Origin of the sequence: Paenibacillus sp. P13VS (genome assembly GCF_015143645.1) — a bacterium.
GTDB classification, from domain to species: domain Bacteria; phylum Bacillota; class Bacilli; order Paenibacillales; family Paenibacillaceae; genus Paenibacillus; species Paenibacillus xylanilyticus_A.
Window position 1 is genome coordinate 597,834 of the sequence record NZ_WYEV01000004.1, and the last position, 18,745, is coordinate 616,578.

The 18,745-nt window shown below is 48.3% G+C and carries 13 protein-coding genes; 4 read left to right on the forward strand and 9 right to left on the reverse strand.

The window, feature by feature from the left end; genetic code table 11:
• Window positions 1-87: 87 nt before the first annotated feature.
• From GUA98_RS12515 to GUA98_RS12535, 5 genes are all read right to left on the reverse strand, one after another.
• Window positions 88-2,094, reverse strand: a complete 2,007-nt coding sequence (locus tag GUA98_RS12515) for a CotH kinase family protein (RefSeq protein WP_193723205.1) — start codon at window positions 2,092-2,094, stop codon at window positions 88-90.
• Window positions 2,095-2,217: 123 nt separating this feature from the next.
• Complete coding sequence (locus tag GUA98_RS30150) at window positions 2,218-4,326, reverse strand: RICIN domain-containing protein (protein ID WP_193723206.1); 2,109 nt, start codon at window positions 4,324-4,326, stop codon at window positions 2,218-2,220.
• Between the two features lie 437 nt (window positions 4,327-4,763).
• Entirely contained in the window at window positions 4,764-5,519 is a 756-nt protein-coding gene (locus GUA98_RS12525) for an amino acid ABC transporter ATP-binding protein (protein ID WP_193723207.1), read from the reverse strand.
• A gap of 33 nt (window positions 5,520-5,552) precedes the next feature.
• Window positions 5,553-6,212, reverse strand: coding sequence for an amino acid ABC transporter permease (locus GUA98_RS12530; protein WP_095288749.1), 660 nt, complete (start codon window positions 6,210-6,212; stop codon window positions 5,553-5,555).
• Window positions 6,213-6,321: 109 nt separating this feature from the next.
• On the reverse strand, window positions 6,322-7,092 hold the full coding sequence (locus GUA98_RS12535) for an amino acid ABC transporter substrate-binding protein (protein ID WP_193723208.1): 771 nt from the start codon (window positions 7,090-7,092) through the stop codon (window positions 6,322-6,324).
• Window positions 7,093-7,421: 329 nt separating this feature from the next.
• Here GUA98_RS12535 and GUA98_RS12540 point away from each other — a divergent pair, with 329 nt between their 5' ends.
• Window positions 7,422-7,937 (forward strand): hypothetical protein, encoded by a 516-nt coding sequence (locus GUA98_RS12540; protein ID WP_227779595.1) that lies wholly within the window; start codon window positions 7,422-7,424, stop codon window positions 7,935-7,937.
• A gap of 84 nt (window positions 7,938-8,021) precedes the next feature.
• Here GUA98_RS12540 and GUA98_RS12545 read toward each other — a convergent pair whose 3' ends face one another.
• Both GUA98_RS12545 and GUA98_RS12550 read right to left on the reverse strand, forming a co-directional pair.
• Window positions 8,022-9,527, reverse strand: a complete 1,506-nt coding sequence (locus tag GUA98_RS12545; protein ID WP_193723210.1) for an alpha-glucosidase/alpha-galactosidase — start codon at window positions 9,525-9,527, stop codon at window positions 8,022-8,024.
• 189 nt (window positions 9,528-9,716) lie between these two features.
• Window positions 9,717-10,727, reverse strand: coding sequence for an AraC family transcriptional regulator (locus GUA98_RS12550; RefSeq protein ID WP_193723211.1), 1,011 nt, complete (start codon window positions 10,725-10,727; stop codon window positions 9,717-9,719).
• Between the two features lie 179 nt (window positions 10,728-10,906).
• Between GUA98_RS12550 and GUA98_RS12555 the strand changes: the two genes are divergently transcribed.
• The gene (locus GUA98_RS12555; RefSeq protein ID WP_193723212.1) at window positions 10,907-11,515 is read left to right on the forward strand and encodes a histidine phosphatase family protein; all 609 of its coding nucleotides are present in this window, start codon (window positions 10,907-10,909) and stop codon (window positions 11,513-11,515) included.
• A gap of 209 nt (window positions 11,516-11,724) precedes the next feature.
• Here GUA98_RS12555 and GUA98_RS12560 read toward each other — a convergent pair whose 3' ends face one another.
• Window positions 11,725-14,067 carry a rhamnogalacturonan lyase gene (locus GUA98_RS12560; RefSeq protein WP_193723429.1) on the reverse strand — a complete coding sequence of 781 codons (2,343 nt, stop codon included), beginning with the start codon at window positions 14,065-14,067 and terminating at the stop codon, window positions 11,725-11,727.
• Between the two features lie 583 nt (window positions 14,068-14,650).
• Here GUA98_RS12560 and GUA98_RS12565 point away from each other — a divergent pair.
• Both GUA98_RS12565 and GUA98_RS12570 read left to right on the forward strand, forming a co-directional pair.
• Window positions 14,651-15,127 carry an RNA polymerase sigma factor gene (locus GUA98_RS12565; RefSeq protein WP_193723213.1) on the forward strand — a complete coding sequence of 159 codons (477 nt, stop codon included), beginning with the start codon at window positions 14,651-14,653 and terminating at the stop codon, window positions 15,125-15,127.
• A gap of 204 nt (window positions 15,128-15,331) precedes the next feature.
• Window positions 15,332-18,136: a chitinase N-terminal domain-containing protein gene (locus GUA98_RS12570; protein ID WP_415753020.1), complete on the forward strand. Its 2,805-nt coding sequence runs from the start codon at window positions 15,332-15,334 to the stop codon at window positions 18,134-18,136.
• A 100-nt stretch (window positions 18,137-18,236) separates the two neighbouring features.
• Here GUA98_RS12570 and GUA98_RS12575 read toward each other — a convergent pair whose 3' ends face one another.
• Window positions 18,237-18,653: a hypothetical protein gene (locus GUA98_RS12575; RefSeq protein WP_193723214.1), complete on the reverse strand. Its 417-nt coding sequence runs from the start codon at window positions 18,651-18,653 to the stop codon at window positions 18,237-18,239.
• Window positions 18,654-18,745 lie beyond the last annotated feature (92 nt).

Here is an 18,745-nt window from a genome sequence, read left to right on the forward strand (position 1 = left end):
CCACAATAAAACAAAGAGGGATTCGATGTTATCATCGAACCCCTCTTTTCGTTCTCCATGGACTAAGGTCTATAAAGAAGATACTTTTTAGTTGGATGTAAGACTTACTTGTGCTGCCGTTTGATCCCAATCGACAGTCAGTCCCAATCCTTCAGAGATGAAGCGTACAGGAACCAGTGTACGGCTGTTAAGGATAATGGCTGGTGCATCGATATCAAGCGTCTCGCCATTCACCGTTGCGGTACTGCTTCCAATCTGGAGTACGAGTGTCTGGTCGTTCAGAACGGCAGTTACCGTCTTCGCCGTTTTGTCCCAAGTCACCTCGGCACCCAGCGCTTCAAGAATGGCATTGACAGGCACCATCACCCGGCCGCTCTGCTCCAGCGGATCCTGATCCGGGAACGAAATGGCTTGGCCATCCAAAGTAACGGTAATGGTTTGGTCTGTTGTTCCCGTTTCAGTAGAAGTTTCCGAGCTTGCATCTTCCGTAGTCTCTGGCAGCGGTGTCACTTCACGTCCGAGCTGCTCTTGCAAGTTTGCAAGTCGGTTCAGGGCAAACGTCGTCAGCGATCCTGCTGCCATGGAGCCCATACCTCCGCCACCGCCGAAGTTACCACCTGGACGTGTCTGCGTGTTTCCTGTGCTCCCTGCCGCATCTGTTGATTCTGTTCCGCTGGTGCCATCCGGCTGTGAAGGTGGGGTCGTTCCATCTGGAGGCGTCATGCCTTCAAAGCCTTCCGGAGGTGTCATTCCCTCCATGCCCTCTGGAGGCGTCATGCCTTCGAACCCTTCCGGTGGCGTTCCACCCATACCCCCTGCTGCATCCGCGTTAGCGGAGTAAGCGATATTGGAATCAAACTGTTCGGTTGTGTAGAATTTGGTTGGATCTGCTTCTACATAAGGACGGATGACATCAGCAAGCTCTGTAATACGGTCTTGGATGCCTTCCAGGTAATCCGTCAACTCGTTGACGTAGCTCAAGTATTTTTCCTTATACTCCGGCACGGCAAGCAGGTTGTTAATCATCGGTACATTTTCCATGCTTATGCCAAGTACAGGCTCGTCCACGGATACGTTCGTAGCATTGGTGTTGGTCGTCGTTGATCCGGTTGTTGTTCCACGTCCGCCTCCACCCGAATATCCATTGAAGGACATGTTGAAGTCCCAAGGCACAACTGTGAACTTGCCATCAGCATCGCTGTAGAGCATGTAGTTATGCCCTTTGTCACCGTTATAGCTGTCATAGTTGCCGAAGACCATGTTTCCCGCGATATACTGAAGTGCGGAGTCAACGTCAAGCACACTCTCAATATCGCCTTTTTCTCCTTCAGGCATGTCATTCAGCGTTTTGATAAAGTTTTTGAGTTTGGTTTTATTCTCGTCCGTACCCAAATCTTCTGTGAGTGTGCTGTAGTCGCCGTCCTCTTCATATTGAAGATAACTTCTCTCGTCGGTATCATAGAGAACACCGTCTTCGTAATCTTCACCGTAGTTCCGCTCCAGGTAGCTGTCATCCACCGCTTCAACACCTGTATAGAAACCAACCAATTCGCCGTTAACGTACAGGTTGACGTAGTTCGTCATCGGTACATCCATACCAATGCTGCGCAGCGCTTCATAGTGAAGAACTTCACGCATGTACGATGGATCCGCGTAGTTGTTGTTCAATACCATTTTATCGAGGCCAAGCAGGGTTTGCGTTTTATCGTATTTATCAAACTTCAGTCTGAAGCTGTAACGGTCCGAGTCTTCCATGGATGCCACGGACTTCAGTGTCAGATTGCCTTTGGTGGAAAAACCGACATTATCCAGCTTATTGCCATCCACTTCCACACTGACCTTCTTATAGTCCTTATCCAGCGGACTTTCAAGCATGCTCTCCCAGTCTGCATCATCAATCGTAACGTTGATATCAATGACATTATCTGTCTGGAATAATGATTCGTACGCTTGCGCAATGCCTGTGCTGGTCGTTGTCGCCGCTGTGTCCTCTGCGGCGTACGCCGCGTTAGGGCTAGCGATCAGGCCGAATGACGACGTCACCATCGTCACGGACAATGCCGTTACTGCAACTTTCTGTAGTAGATTATTCAAATGATAAATCCTCCTTCTTGGTTTCTGTTAAGCACCTGAGGCTTATAGGAACCATCGTAGAGGACAAACCTTTAATGAATCTTAAATGTGTCCGATGTTATATCTTCTTATGGGCGGGTGATCCTATTTGGACCCCCAGATCGATTGGTTATTGGACCCGATCAACGAGAAGGTCATAACTTCATTATGACTGGTTGACTCATTTTTCTGTTTGAAGAATATGCCCTTGTAGGTCACCCCGTTGATCACCATCGTGCAGTAATACGTACCGGCAGTATTGGACCACGTACCGGTTACTGCACCGGTTATCGTGCCATTGGAATTCAGCGTCACACTTTGGGTAGGCAGCATGCCCACACCGCTGATGGAAGCATCCAGCCCCATGTTGACGAACTGATACGTTCCCGCCATGTCGCTTGCGCTATAACCCGTGGACGAGATGCTGCTACCCAAAAATTCGTATACGGCCGTCACCGGCCATTTGTCAGCGTTCAGGAATTGCTGATGCGCACGAACCTCATGATACTCGGTTCCATTATTAAATCGGGTGTGATAGATCAAATACCTTGCACCATCCGTATCTAGAAAAGCGGAGTTATGCCCGCCTGATTTGTAACCGAGCGGTATGCCGGAGAATGCATAGTTACCAAACAGCTTGATGCCACGTGTCGACTGATCGACTGAAGCGGAGGCATATACGGCCTGATTACCCGCAGCGTCGGTATAAGTTCCATCAATAGTGGTAGAACGGTACAAGCGGATATGGTAACCACCTTCATTAGCCAGTCCACCGTAGGTTACATACAGGTAGTAATAGCCTGCATCCTTGTCATAAACGATATAGGGAGCTTCTCCTGATTTGCCGTAACCTCCGGCTATGCGCTTGCCGAAATAACGGTCGGTATTGCCGTTATCCGATCCCGGATAGATGGGCTGTCCGGTATCCGGATTAATTTGCAGAATATAAATTCCTCCTGACCAGGACCCGTAGCTCATCCACAGCTTTCCGGAGCTGTCGTAAGTTAAGGTAGGGTCGATGGCATTCGGAAACAGGGTATTGTTAAAGCCGCCATTGCTCAAGAACCAACCGCTCCGCGTGCCGGACAGACTGCCTTTGTCGATCAGCTCAGGAATGTTGGTATGCTGATACCATGTGTTTACGGTTTTGGTTCCAAGTGAGGACGTGGTCGTAATTGGATTGCTCCCATTTGTGAATCCAGAGTAGATAATCGTATCAATGTATTCGTACGGCCCCTTCACGGATTTGGATACACCGAATCCGATAGCTGAGCGAATATAGGTGGAAGAAGTGGAGTAGTACAGCATGTAGGCTCCCTTGGAACCATCCGCCCATGTATATGAAGCATTGTAGATTGGCGATGCCGGCGCCCATACCGCATGACCACCAGAGCTGTCCTGGTCATTATATCCAGCCCATGCATAGGAAACAGCCAAGGCGGATGTCAAGGCAGCTCCCGAGCTGCGGGAGGCATTACCGGTACCGCCTGCCTTGACCAGCTCCCATTTCTGCATCTCTCCACCCCAGTAGTTCCACTGCTGTATATTGGCCCCAGCCGTTGTGCTGCCACCCGCCACATCCAGTGCACTAGTATAGCCGGATGCCTTGGTTAAGAAAGCAACAGAACCATCAGCATTTTGCTGAATCCGGAACAACTGCATCGTACCGCCCCAATAGGTCCACTGCTCAATGAGAGCTCCATCGGCAGCCGAGCCGCTATTGACGTCGACGGCACTTTTATAGGCTGAGTTGGCGGTAAGGAGATAGTAATCCCCGTTGCCGTAATGCATAATTCTGAACTTTTGCGCGTCAGAGCCGTTATAGGACCACTGCCGTATGCTTGTCCCATCTGCAGACGAGCCATCGGCGACATCCAGGTAAAGGCTGCTATTTTTATTTTTGATGTAATAATACCCTTCGAAGGTGGATGGTGCGTACAAGGTACTGTTGGCATACCCCTGCGTTCCCTCGTAAGACCAGTTTCGGAGATCCGTGCTGCTGGCTTGAGCCAGATGAGATCCGTAAATGTAGTACTTGTTCGTGGACGAATCATAATAAATGGAAGGGTCATGTACAGACACCCGGGTTGTATTCGAAGTTGTTGATGAACTTGCTGCTCCCATTGCGTTCCCACTGCCCATGCTGACAGCCAAAAGCACAAATACGAGCATCATCGTGGTCAGCTTATTCCATAGCTTGTATACAGGTTGCATGAATGAATCAATCTCCCTTCATAATAGGTTGCTTATATGGCGAAATAACAATATGTTTCTCTGATCACCAGGTAGTAAAGCGCTTTCATATTTATGATAAAAAATACATTCTCTCTCTTTTGCCATCCAACTTTAAATAGAACGTACTTTTGTTACTTTATGAATGGATATATTAACCTCCTCTCATAATGATATTCCGTATAGCGATTCTGGATTCGAACACTATACTCCACCTCATAATAAATGCATATCCTTGTCGAAGTAAGGGGATTGATGTCGTTATGTAAAATAAATATATATATTAATAAATTTGCAATTATATAACGATTGAATATCCTCTTACTACTGGTGGGAGTGGTTGTTCGACGGGTATATCTCATAAAATGAACTTAAAAAAAGTGTTGCTCCATGTATAATGGAGCAACACTTTTTTTGATTTAAGAATCTATTTCCACCCGCTGAAGAAAGGTGCGAGTGCGATTCAGCTTGGGGTTGCCGAAGATTTGCTCCGGCGGGCCTTCTTCGGCAATTTCGCCATTGTCCATGAAGAAAACCCGGTCCGCAACATCACGGGCGAAGCTCATCTCATGGGTAACGATCATCATCGTCATATTCTCCTGTGCGAGGTCTTTAATGACTCGCAGCACTTCTCCAGTCAACTCGGGATCGAGTGCTGACGTCGGCTCATCAAACAGCAGAATGTCCGGCTGCATCATCAATGCACGAGCAATGGCTACGCGCTGTTTCTGTCCACCGGACAGATTGGCCGGATAGGCATCCGCCTTGTCAGACAGCCCAACTTTCCCGAGCAATTCCAGGCTTCGCTGCCGAATAATAGCATTGCTTTCCTTTTTCAACGTCTTCGGTGCGAGTTCCAGATTGGCTTGTACAGTCAGATGCGGGAACAGATTAAAATGCTGAAACACCATCCCCATCCGATCCGTGATTTTGCGAATTTCCGCAGTCCCTGCATAACGGCCATTATCAACCAGTGTCTGATCCTGAATGCGAATCGTTCCACCGGAGATATCCTCCAGATGAATCAAGCTGCGCAGCATCGTACTCTTGCCCGAGCCTGATGGGCCAATCACGGCAATGACTTCACCCGGTGTCACATTAAAGGTTACCTGCTTCAGTACATCAAGTGTGCCGAATGATTTTCTTAACTGATTTACTTTTATAATATGTGTCATATGCAGACAGTCCTTTGATTAATCAGATTTAATTTATTCAAATGAAAACCGCTTCTCCAGCGCTTTGAACAGCAGTGTGAGCACCAATGTCATGAGCAGATACATGATCGCTGCAACGAAAAATGGGATGAGCTGCAAATCCCGGTTGACCGCGGCTTGGGCGTAATACAGCAATTCAGGAACCGCAACCGCATAGAGCAGAGCCGTATCCTTAATCAAAGTAATGGACTCATTCGCTGTTGCAGGCAGTACAACCCGAATCATCTGTGGAATGATGACTTTGGTCATCGTCTGCCACTTGGTTAAGCCAAGAACCTGTGCAGCTTCATGCTGCCCTTTGTCGATGGAGAGCAACCCCCCTCTGAAAATTTCGGCAAAGTACGCCGCATAGTTCAGAATAAATGCAATCGCCGCAGCAACGAAACGATCAAACACCAGGTAATCGCCAATGACAGGAAGCAGCGGAAGACCGAAACAGAAGAATAATACCTGCAGAAGCAGTGGTGTTCCCCGCATGACATAGACGTACGTATGTGCGATCCATGCCAGTGGTTTAATTTGGCTTCTCATCGCCAGGGTGACCACGAATCCAAGCGGTATGGACAGCACGATGGCGAGCAAGAACATAAAGATCGTTGTCTGGGCTCCCTCAAGCATAGGTTTCAAAATAGTAGATATATAATCCCAACTCATGATTTTTTGTCTCCTCTAATCTGTTAACCCCGCACTCCAATGGAGTCGATGCTCCAAGAGGAATACGGGGTCATATTGGTTTCTGATCGTATGTCAGGCGCTAACCTGTCTATTTCAATACCTTGTCTTCACCCAACCACTTGGTTGAGATCTGGGCAGCCGTTCCGTCTGCATTCAGTTCATCCAGTGCTTTTTGCAGCTGATTGAGCAGTTCCTCGTTACCTTTTTTGATACCAATACCATATTGCTCCGGTGCAAGGGATTCATCGAGCAATTTGAACGTACCCTCTTCCTTCGACATGTAGTATCTTGCCACCACTTCATCAATGATAACGGCATCCAGACGTTTCGTCTTCAGATCCGTCAGTGCAAGAACATTATCCTTGAATTCGGAAGCTTTCACTTTGTCCTTCAGTGGACTGGCTGCGAGTGCATCTGCCGCTGAAGACAGCGCCTGCAATCCCACATTTTTGCCATCCAGCTCATCCAGCTTCGTAATTGGGGAATCGGCCAGTGTAATCGCAACCTGACTGTTTTCCAAATACGGCTTCGTGAACAGCACTTTCTCCTTGCGTTCGTCCGTAATCGTGTACCCGTTCCAGATCATGTCAATCCGGCCGCTGTTCAGCTCCGATTCTTTGGAAGACCAGTCGATCGGCTGAAAGGTCACTTCTTTACCCATTTTCTCCGCTGCAGCTCTGGCATAATCAATGTCGAAGCCTACAATTTCATTTTGTTCATCCCGGAATCCCATTGGTGCGAATTTGTCATCGATCCCCACAACAATAGAGTTGTCGTCCTTGCTTCCCGAGCTCGAACAACCTGCCACAACGATCATGCATATGCTGATGAATAATAGGAATATCGCTTTTTTTCTCATCTCTAGAACCCCTCCATGTCTATAACCAAAACCCAAACGCTTTAGTTCGTTACCACGTTATCAGAGCCTTATAATAACATAGCATGGGAGAAGAGTCGAGTGTCTTGCCTATTTCCTACGTTTTCATGCAGCTCAATTGTCAACAATTTGTGAAAATGTTTCTTGTACTTTGGCTGGTTTCTCCAGTTTCGAGCGTACCATAGAATCCCATTGAACAGGGTCCTGAAGTGCCTTCAACTCCGTGCCCGCCCATTGCTGAGCAACATTCCTCTGCTGTTTTTCGTATGGAATATATTGGGGAGGTGTTTGAGATTAATTTCATACATTCAGTGAGAGTTTGGACTACCCTTATACTGCTTGGATCTGTGTTCCTATTGTCCGGATGCAATACCAACCAATACAACATGAACAACGTGGAAAATCCTCCTTCAGGAACGAGCCAGCGCAATAACTTGCCAACGGAACTTCCTACACCCATTATCCAATCCGTCAGCGGCACCCCCATCCCTGCTGTACAGGGAAGTTATTGCTGGGAGGGCTTGTGTGTCGACTACGCAGGAGACCTGGAGCTGCTGGAAGGAATAACTCCTGTTACTTTACTTGTGGGAGAGGATGTATCCATTCATATGGGGACTGACATTGCCCCGGATGAATTTACTCTAGTCGAATATGTGGATGGAAAGGCGCATCGTGTCTCATTGACAGCGGGATCATTCCAGCTGGCACAGAAAACGGGCATTCACTATTATGGAGCATTTGCCCGCTGGTCCTCTCCTAAAGACTCCAATGTCTCCCTAGGAGATACTTCATTTGCTTTTGCCGTTCATCTCGTGGAGAAAAAATAAAAAAACAAGCCCCTTCCAACACATTGGAGGGGGCTTTGTCATGGTTAACGTTCAGGTTATTTTCTGACCAGATGAATCTTACGATTATTGCTGCACTTTCTCGCGGTCTTTCCCCTTATCGGACTCACCCGCATTTTTGTTCGCTGCATCACGATCCTGCTGCATCTCTTCAATCGTTTTCACCTTGAGACGTGCTGCACCTTCATATTCCTTCGTAGGAATAAGATTACCGGCAGCAAGTCTGGCTTCTGCGGATGCAATGGCTTCACCATATTGAGGCAGCCACTTCGCCTGAGCAACCAGCATTTCGTCAACCATCTGCCAAATTTCTTTTGGATTACATACGGCACCGACAAGCGGATCCATCATGAATGCTTGACGAAGCAGCTTGTCGTCTCCGTGTACAGCCGCTTCAACCGCAAGCCGCTGCACCGAAATACTCACATTACATACCGCAGCCGGACCCAGTGGCAGGTCACCGACATGCGGCATCGAGATCCCGTTGCGATCCACATATCCTGGTGCTTCAATGATTGCATCATTCGGCAGGTTGGAGATCACGCCGTTATTCACTGTATTAAAGTGTCCGCGATATACGCGTCCCGTTTCCAGACTTTCTATAATGTATGAACCATGTTCTCCGCCACGTTTTTCCGGAACAAATTGCATCGGTTCATCCTTCATCCAATTGGGAAAATCGGTCTCGAACCAATTTCTGCCCTCTGTACAAACGCGTAAATACCCGCCCGTCTCTCCGTTAATCCAGTTGCCCAGATCAATCCAGTCCTGAATCTCTTCTGCACGTTTGCGGTACCATGGCACATATTCGCTCAGGTGCCCATTCGATTCCGTGCTGTAGTAGCCGAAGCGGCGCAGCATATCGATCCGGACCTTCTCGGTACGGCTGTACTCGGGGTGTTTTTCAAAAGCTTCAAGCAAATCACCTGTAAGATCCTTGCCTTCATGAGATGCCTTGATGTACCAGGTCTGATGGTTGATACCCGCGCACACAATATCCACTTCATTCATCTTCAATCCAAATGCTTCTGCAATCTGATGATGTCCATGCTGCACACCGTGGCACAATCCGATGGTGCGAACTCCGCCGTATTTATTACAAGCCCACGTTAGCATAGCCATCGGGTTGGAATAATTCAGAAGCAGTACGTCCGGTGCACTCTGTTCCCGAATATCTTTGCAGATGTCCAGCATTTCGGCAATTCCGCGCTGCCCATACATAATGCCTCCCGCACACAACGTATCGCCGACACATTGATCCACCCCATATTTGAGTGGAATGTCCACATCGGTTGCAAATGCCTCCAGCCCTCCAACACGTATTGTACACAGTACATACTTCGCGTCCTTAAGCGCCTCTTTTCGATCCGTGGTAGGCTGAATCTGAATATGGAGTCCATTCTCGCGAATATCCCGCTGGCATAGCTCTGTCACCATGTCCAGATTGTGCTGATTAATATCGCAGAACGCAATCTCTATGTTGTTAAACTCCGGTACCGTCAACAAATCCCGCAGCAAACCTCTTGTAAAACCGATACTCCCTGCCCCGATAAATGCTACTTTAAACGACATTCGCATGTCCTCCCGTAATCCGAAATGTTTCGTTTCGGTTAATGACCTCACTTCATGAGATCATTGTATCAACGGTCATTGAGGAAGCGTTATCAAAATCATGACCAGTTCCAGATGAGGTTGTCAAAAATCCTAACTTATATTATCCAATGAAACACCTTTATCTTGGCTAAAAATAACATGCTCCGCTCATTCCTCTGTTGGGTACTGGCTGACATGTCTCTCCATCATGGACCGATATTCAACTGGAGTCCGGCTTGTATATTTTTTGAATAACATGTGGAAATACTGACGACTGCCCACGCCTACATACTCCGAAATTTCCGAGATCGGAATGTTGGTCTGCTGCAGCAGCATCTTGGCCTTCTCCATTCGAAGCATGGTAAGATAATCCGTTGGGGTCCGCCGGGTGTGCTGACGAAAAATGCGATGCAGATAGCCGGGATGCAGATTGACCGCTGCCGCGATATCCTTCATCTGAATGCTGCGATCCATGTTGTGATGCATGAACTCAATGGTTCGTTTAACATATAGCTCTGACTGATCCGGTGCACTCCGGCTCATCTCCCCACGCAGCCGTGCAACCCGGACCAGCAGCTGGATAAACAGTGTACGCACCAGCGTACCCTGTTCCGGTGACTTGAGATTCCTGGCTTCGCGATGGTGGGATCGTTCATCAGAAGGAATGATTCGCATCGGGATCGCAGCCCCGCCGTGATTCATGAGGCCGCGTTGATCCAGCTCCAGTACAAGGCTTTTCATAATGTGGTATACCTCTTCCGGATCAGGCAGTACCATGTAAGGCGAGGCGTGCGTTAAGAAGGTACCGACTTCCTCCTCTTCCTGAGCGAGCTGCCGAATAGAGGGTTGTCCAGGCGCCGAGCCGGCAAAGCCAAACTCCACATTTAACATCCGGCATGGAACACCATCCTCGACCAGTAAACGGTGCGGAACACCTGCATCCAGCAGAATGAACTGCCCCTTTTTCAACACAGCCTGCTCCGAATTCCCATCTGGCATCTGCACATCCACCCTGCATATCCCCGAAATGATATACATGATTTCAGTCGAATCATGATGGTGATAGGCCATGCTGTAATTGTCCCATTGCTTATAATAGTACGCGTAGAATCGCGGTCCGCAATCCTCCGTTCGCAGCTCCTCCTGAAACAGGCTTCCCGTAAAACGTTTCGTGCTCATGTCCATACCTCCGTTGATGCTGCGATCCTCACTTTTCTCCATTGTAGCAATTCTGCAAGGTGGTGTTAAACTCTATTGCTTCAAATAGATTGCTTATTTTAATTAGATAATTATATAATTAGCTAAATATCTAATTTCATGTGCATCCTATTATCCATCCTATAAGGAGGCCGTATATGATGAGTACCATCTTCCATCTCGTGAGACACGGTTTAAAAGAAAGGCGTATCGGTGATGTCTCCCTTACTCCTGAAGGGATCATACAAGCGGAGTTAACAGCAAGGCATTTGGCCAAGGCCGCTTTCCCCATCACCAAAATGGTTACCAGTCCCCTTCAAAGAGCAAAAGAAACTGCCGGAAGGATTGCCTTGTATACCCGTTGTCCTGCAGCCGAGGATTCCCGCTTGCGAGAGCGTGCCAATTGGGGCGATTGTCCTGACCAGACCTTGGAGCAATTTATCGCGATGTGGGACCAATGCACGTCTGAACCGGATTACATCCCGCCTGTGGGTGACTCGGCCAAAAAAGCGGGTCAACGACTGGCCTCCCTACTGGCCGAATTGCACAATGAAGAGCCGGCAAACCGTAACATCATCGTGGTTACCCATGGCGGACTTATTACCGATTTCCTGGTTCAGGCGTTCACCGAGCGAGAGCTGAACGTCTGGCATCCTGATTTTAAATCCGTACAAAACCGTCTTATTCCCGAATGTTCCATAACCAAGCTAATCTTAGATAAAGGGAACTGCAGAATTGAAGCATTCGCGTCCATAGAACATTTGACATGAGATAAGGGTATAGCTCTGATAGCTCTGATAGCTCTGATATAGTGCCCCTCAACTGGATATAGTGTCCCTCAATTGGATGAGTTATCGATCCACTTCTTCTTACGTTCCTACGTGAAAAAGCTCTGGAACCCCTCATGTGCCGAGACACACCGGGATATTCCAGAGCTAGGTTTTATATTAGAAACCTGTTTTCATTAATCTGAGCCTAATCACTTTCCACCCTTGCCTGATTGGGGAGTGGAGAACTTGGGCAGCGTTACCTTCGACCAGTCGATATCCGATGCCATGTAGAAGGACGGATAGGAAGGCTGGTTATAACCGCTGTTCTGTCCGGCAATACCTACGCGGTACATAGCGTCATGCATCAGCGTGTACAGCTTCCGGTCCGTCTTCTCCGTACTCAGATAGATGCGGATCGCCGAGCTGTCCTCGGTTCTCACCAACATCTCTTCCCGCCAATCTCCGAAAATATCGGCCACCAGAGATGGCGTACCTTTGGTGTGATTGTTGGTTAATGTGCCTGTGGCGGTCAGCAGCGTGCCGCGATTCCAATCCTTGATGGTTGGAGTCACATCAATCGCGCCGTCTACAATCTGAGTCGTCATATCTGCTGCCCAGCGAATATTCATATTCGTGCCAGGCGCCTTATCACTTATTTTCTCACCACTGGCTGTCCACAATCCTACGGCCCATGTCTCCAAGCCTCGGCGAGTAGGATCTACATCCCCAACCATCCCGCGCCCGGTATCTTTCCCTGTATAGCCGCCATAGATCACTTCTCCGGTCTTGGCATCCCGCAAGGAATATCCATATGGAGCCCACGGACCGCCTTCATGTACCATGAAGATTTCAAGTCCCGGACGATCCGGATCAATATCTGCCACATGCAGTGCATCCCCATGACCCAGGCGGGCAATCGTTCCCGGTGCAGCACTTTCGGCAGGCATCAGATCGGTTGAGCTGTACAGCACACTGCCGTCATGGTCAATCGTGGCCGAACCGTAAATAATCTCCTGCTTACCATCTCCATCGACATCCGCCACACTGAAATAATGAGCGCCTTGGGTTGTAATGGAGCCGTACTCCGGATCTGTGCCATCTACACCATGTGGTCCGTCGTTGAACGGATTTTTCATCGGTGTCCAGCCACTGTCCACTTTCCATTCGCGTTTGAGCTTTTTGCCGTCCCAGTTATAAGCCACCATCGTCGAGCGTGTATAGTACCCACGTGCAAAGACAGCAGATGGTTTCTTGCCATCAAGGTACGCCACGCCTGCCAGGAAACGATCCACCCGGTTACCCGGCTCGATCCGTGCCATGGCATAATCTCCCCACATCAGACCGTCATCATGACGTTCCGGCTCGTAAGGAATGGTCTCGAGCTCTTTGCCAGATTCTCCTTCAAACACAGTCACATACTCAGGTCCATCTACGATAAAACCTTCGAATTTGCGCAGCTCGTTCTTGTCACTGCGGCTTGGCGCATAGACATCGATGAAGTAATCAGCCAGGCTCTCGGCATCTTGCTGGGACAATGGATAGGCATACTTCTTCTCTATGCCAAAAGCCTCCTCCAGCGTAGCAGGCCAGTTCCCCTTCACAACCTCCTCGTGTTTGTGCCAGTTTTTGAACATGTCGACCACATGATCATAGTAACCGTCAGCACTTAAACGATAGTCGTCTTCGTTGATGTACCCTGCTTTGCGGTCTTCTTTTGGCAGCGTTATATATTTCTCGGACGTCACTTTTCCCTTTTTGTTATATTTGATAATCTTGGTTCCCGGAGCGGTCTTGAACATCAATTCTGCCTTGCCATCCCCGTCAAAATCATAAACCAGCATCTGTGTATAGTGAGCACCCGCACGGATGTTGACCCCGAGATCAATCCGGTACAACAACTGGCCGTCCAAGGTGTAGCAATCGACGTACGTTTTACCGGTGTAGCCTTTTTGAGATACATCCTTGGCGTTGGAAGGGTCCCATTTGACGAAAAATTCATATTGGCCGTCTCCGTCCACATCACCTACGCTCATGTCATTCGCGGAGTACGTGTAGGCTTCACCAGCAGGTGTAACCCCATCAGCCGGTTTTTGCAGTGGAATATCCATATAGCCATTCGCCCATGGCTTGACAGAGCTGCTGCGCTTGCTTTCCTTTCCCTTGCTGTTTACAGCCGCCACTTCATAGCGGGAAGATGACTTTCCTGTGGAATCGATATAGTTCGTACTGTCCGTCACGGTAGCAATCTTCCTGCCGTCGCGGTATACGTTGAAGTTCGTGCCTGTCAGCCCATTGTCGCTGTATCCCGTTGCCTCATCCCCAAGTAACCTCCAGCTTAGAAAAACACCTTCGGACGTAGATGCTGCCACCAGCCCCCGATCCAAATATTCGAGCTGAATCTCTTTCAACGAACCGCCCCCCTTGTGTGATTGAAGGCTAGCCTCTGCTGCACTGCTGCCATTCGAAGCCGCTGCTCCGCTTGTCCCTGCGGTTCCCGCAATAAGCAAGGCTACACTGAGCGCCGAGGATAACACCTTGGCCGCAAGCGGCATACGCACCTTCCGTCGATTGGTCTGTACACGGGGAAACTCTTCCTTATGTACCCTTACTGTTGTTTTGGAATTCATCAACCTTCACTCTCCTTGAGACAGAATAGGTGATGCTTATCTTATTTTTGAACAGAACAGGTCGCCACAACATCATGATTGCGCTTACAAAAGTAGAGTCGATCAACCACTGAATCGACTTCCGGAGCACTGTCCTCCTTCCATTCCTCATTTCCATTCTAAGCATGCATTCCCGTCCGACGGGTACTATTATAGACATCCTTTCCGCTGTGACATAGGCAAATATCCGTTCAAAACGATCAATATTCAGTGTTTTATTGTGACTCATTTCAAAAAAAGTCCAGAATCGACTTCGTCTCCTCCACTACCTTTCACATATCCATCGAAGTCTCATTTTAAATCTGGTGGTCTCAACCTTGATGCAGGTTGTAAAAGTCGCTACGCTCCGATTGTTACAAGTTAGATACAAGTTTGGTGCGCTTTGGAGACATCCTCTCGCTATACTGACAATCGAATCGCACCAACCGGAACGGATATGCAGACGGTAATTAAAGGAGACTCACACCACATGAACCACACAACAATTAACAACGCTTATGTTAACTATAAATCAGAAATCACACGGTATTTATCCCATATCGTCAGGCTGCCTCAAGATGCGGAAGATCTGACGCAGGAATGCTTCATTCGACTTATGAACGTTCATGCAGACATCCCTGAAGATCGACTGCTCTACTATCTCAAAAAGATTGCTTACAACCTCGCTCTGGACACCTTCCGCAAACGAACGCGAACCATGAAGCGGGATAGCAGGCTCGACGTGCCAACGTACCACTGTGACCGATCCGAACTGGAGATCACCGAGAGTGTCAACGATCTCTTCTCCGTCATCCGTAATCCCGAACATCGCAAAATCCTGGAGCTGCGCGTCATTCATGGATACAGCATCAGGGAAACCGCTCAGCTCGTCAATCGCAGTGAAGGCATGATCAAATCTTCGGTATTCCATGCCGTAAAACGCATACGTGCCAAAGTCATCTCCTAAGAGATGGCTTTGGCAGATTAGGTAAGAGCAAAAATAAACAGAGCATGTAAGCTTTTATCGTATATTCTCCTTTTGATGTATGACTAATGGCTCAATTTTACAAAACTCGAGGTATTTTTTACAAATTGTTATGACTATGTGAGATTTTGGTGTGATAAAATATGGACGAACTTATGAATCGACTAATATTTGGGAGGGATTTGGTTGGGTAAATTGACAAGCATGCGCGGAGTATGGTTAAAATCACTCCTTGCATTGTCCATGGCTTTACCGCTTCAGGTCGGATTATGGCATGGGAATGCTGCTGTTCACGCAGAGGGTCCAACGGATCCAGCACCGTTCATCCAGGCGAAAGTGGTAAACGAAAATGCCGGCAAAAAGGTATTGTTCGATAACTCGCATGGTCAGACAGCCGGAGCTGCAGACTGGGTTATTGATGGCGGATTCTCGGACTTCGGTAATGCACTGGCAAATGACGGGTACTACGTGAAGGAACTTCGAAAAACAACCCCATTTACCTATGATGATCTCAAGGAGTATAACGTTTTTGTTATTGCAGAACCCCAAATTCCTTTTAAAACATCAGAACAGGCTGCGCTGAAGCAATACGTTGAATCAGGCGGCAGCATCTTCTTCATCGGAGATCACTATAACGCCGACCGCAACAAAAACCGCTGGGATGGCTCCGAAGTCATTAACGGCTACCGTCGTGGAGCGTACGAAGATCCAGCTAAAGGCATGAGCACAGATGAACGCAATTCCGCAGCCATGCAAAATGTAACCAGCTCAGACTGGTTGTCCGATAACTTTGGTGTACGGTTCCGCTATAACGCACTTGGCGATATCGATGCAAATATCATTGTCCCGGCTGATCAAGCCTTCGGGATCACGGAAGGGGTATCGGCTGTAGCCATGCATGCCGGTTCAACTCTTGCCATTACCGATCCGGAAAAAGCAAAAGGGATCGTCTACCTGCCAAAAACCAACGCAAAATGGAATAATGCAGTCGATCAAGGCGTCTACAACGGCGGCGGAATCGAAGAAGGTCCTTACGTAGCCGTATCCAAACTGGGTGCGGGTAAAGCTGCCTTCATCGGAGACTCCTCCCCGGTAGAAGATGCGTCTCCTAAATATTTGCGTGAAGAGACAGGTGCACGCAAAACAACCTATGATGGATTCAAAGAAGCTGACGATGCTGCGTTGCTTGTCAACACAGTGAACTGGCTTGCTACGCAAGAAAACTATACCGATTTTACCCAGGTAAACGGTTTGGAACTGGATAATCCAACTGCATTGCTCGCATTCGAGGAACCAGCAGCTTCCACCGAGCCACAGGCTGAACCTTGGGCTGCACCCGCTGCAGGCTACAAATGGTATGACAGCTCCACCTTCAAACCAGGCTCCTATGGCGGACCTGCTTCCAGTGCCAATGCGTCCTACAGCTTCGTGAAACAGGATACACTGCCTAACGCAGAGGACTTCCAGATTCGCGTAGTCGTGGAAAACATGCCTGCCAACACGACTGTATCCGGGTACAGTGCAGGAATTTATCTGACGGGTGGAACGCAAGTAGCGATGATTCAGAATGAAAGCGGCACTTGGCCAACTTCCTATGGCTACAGCTCCACATTCAGCGTCACTTCCGACAGCAAAGGCCGGGCGATCAAGGATCTGAACGTTCGCATCAAGCCAGGAACTTCCGGTGCCGCGAACTTACGTCTTCGCCTGAACGGCAGCAACCTGATCACGAATGCTGTCACGATCAGCAATGTTCCAGCCGAGCAGCTTCCGGAAGAGGAAGGACCGATTCCTGCAGCCATTACCATTGCTGAAGCACGTGCCAAAACAGCCGGAACAACGGTAACCGTTGAAGGCGTTGTAACTACCGAACCAGGCGCTTTTGGCGGACAATCCTTCTACTTGCAGGATGAAACTGGGGGACTGTATGTCTTCCAAAGTACAAGCGGTTTCCATGCAGGAGACAAGGTTAAGGTTACTGCAGCTACGGCGCTGTATAACTCCGAGTTCGAACTGACTGACATTGTTGCCATCGAGAAAACAGGAACAGCGGATATCCCGGCTCCTGTTGAAGCAACGACAGTAACGGATAACAATCAAGGACAATTGATCCAACTGAAAGACGTAACGGTTGAAAACATCGTCAGCGCAACACCTGTTGGATCGTTTGAATTTGACGCAGTTGCAGCAGACGGGACAAGCACTCATGTACGTGTGGATACACGCACGGGGGTAACTGAATCAAGCTTCCCTTATGCAGCAGGTGACAAAATCAACGTTACCGGTGTGGCTGCCATCTTCAAGGATGTATATCAATTGAAACCAAGAAACCTGAATGATTTTGCTGCTGCCGAGGAAGAAGGCGGCGGTGAAGAGCCTTCGATTCCTTCGGCAGGTGCACCGGGTAAACCCGTGCTTTCCTCCAACAATGGCCATACCAATGGTCTTCTTGAAGGATCCTATACCGTTACCATGAACCTCTGGTGGGGTGAAAACGCAACAAGCTACAAATTGTACGAAGACGGCGTGTTGATCGATTCGCAAACGCTGACCAGTGCTTCTCCGCAAGCACAATCCGCTAAAACGACGATTACAGGCAAAGCCAACGGTACCTATACGTATGTGGCTGAGTTGACGAACTCCAGCGGTTCCACTCGCAGTGAAGTACTGACGGTTCAAGTTGCCAATGCAGCCCCAGGCAAAGCAGTCCTCTCCCAGGACAACTGGGATGGAGATGGCAGCTACAAAGTAACGATGAACCTCTGGTGGGGTACAAACGCAACCGAGTATCGCCTCTATGAGAATGACGTATTGATTGATACTCAAGCCTTGAAAGCTGCAACTCCAGCTGCTCAAAGCGCGGCAACAGACCTGTCCGGTCGTGCCAACGGAACGTACACGTACCGTGCTGAGCTGGTGAATGCAGCCGGTGTGACAAGCACCGAAACGATTACGGTTCAAGTTACCAAAGCACTGCCTTTGGCTAGCTAAGAGATGACAAAAAGCCGAAACCAACCGTTGCCTCAATGCCGGGCAACATGGTTTCGGTTTTTTTATTTTATTTATAAATGTTGTGCTGACTTTTACTAAGCTAATCTGTATTCATCGCTTCATAAATATGAGAATCATACTTCCCTAAATTACCATCCAGTGCATAGTGAATAACGATTACATTATTTTTTTGGTATTTATCGATCTTTGTTAAAGAGGTTATTGTGAAGCTTGCTTGTTCAAGTGCCTGCTTCGCCTGATTGGCCGAATTGAAGAAATATACAAATACAGTATCATGATCCTCTCCGTTCTGAGAAATGCTCATCTGAAATGGAACTTTGCCCTGCATGTCTATACTCGTTGAAGGCTCCATCGGCTCAACTTTTAATCCCTGTTCTTCAAGTGAAGTTATAAAATGTTCCAGAAAATCATCCTCAACAATAAGCCTTTCATGCCCTCTACAGCCTATACATATGGCCAGCAAGACAACAATGCCTACGAAGATGGCCGATCTCATAGTTTCACCACTTTTTAAATATAGAAACGAGAATGAACTCAAAATGTTGCAAACCTTAAGGGATCATTGGAATCAAAGATTTAGTTTTTAAA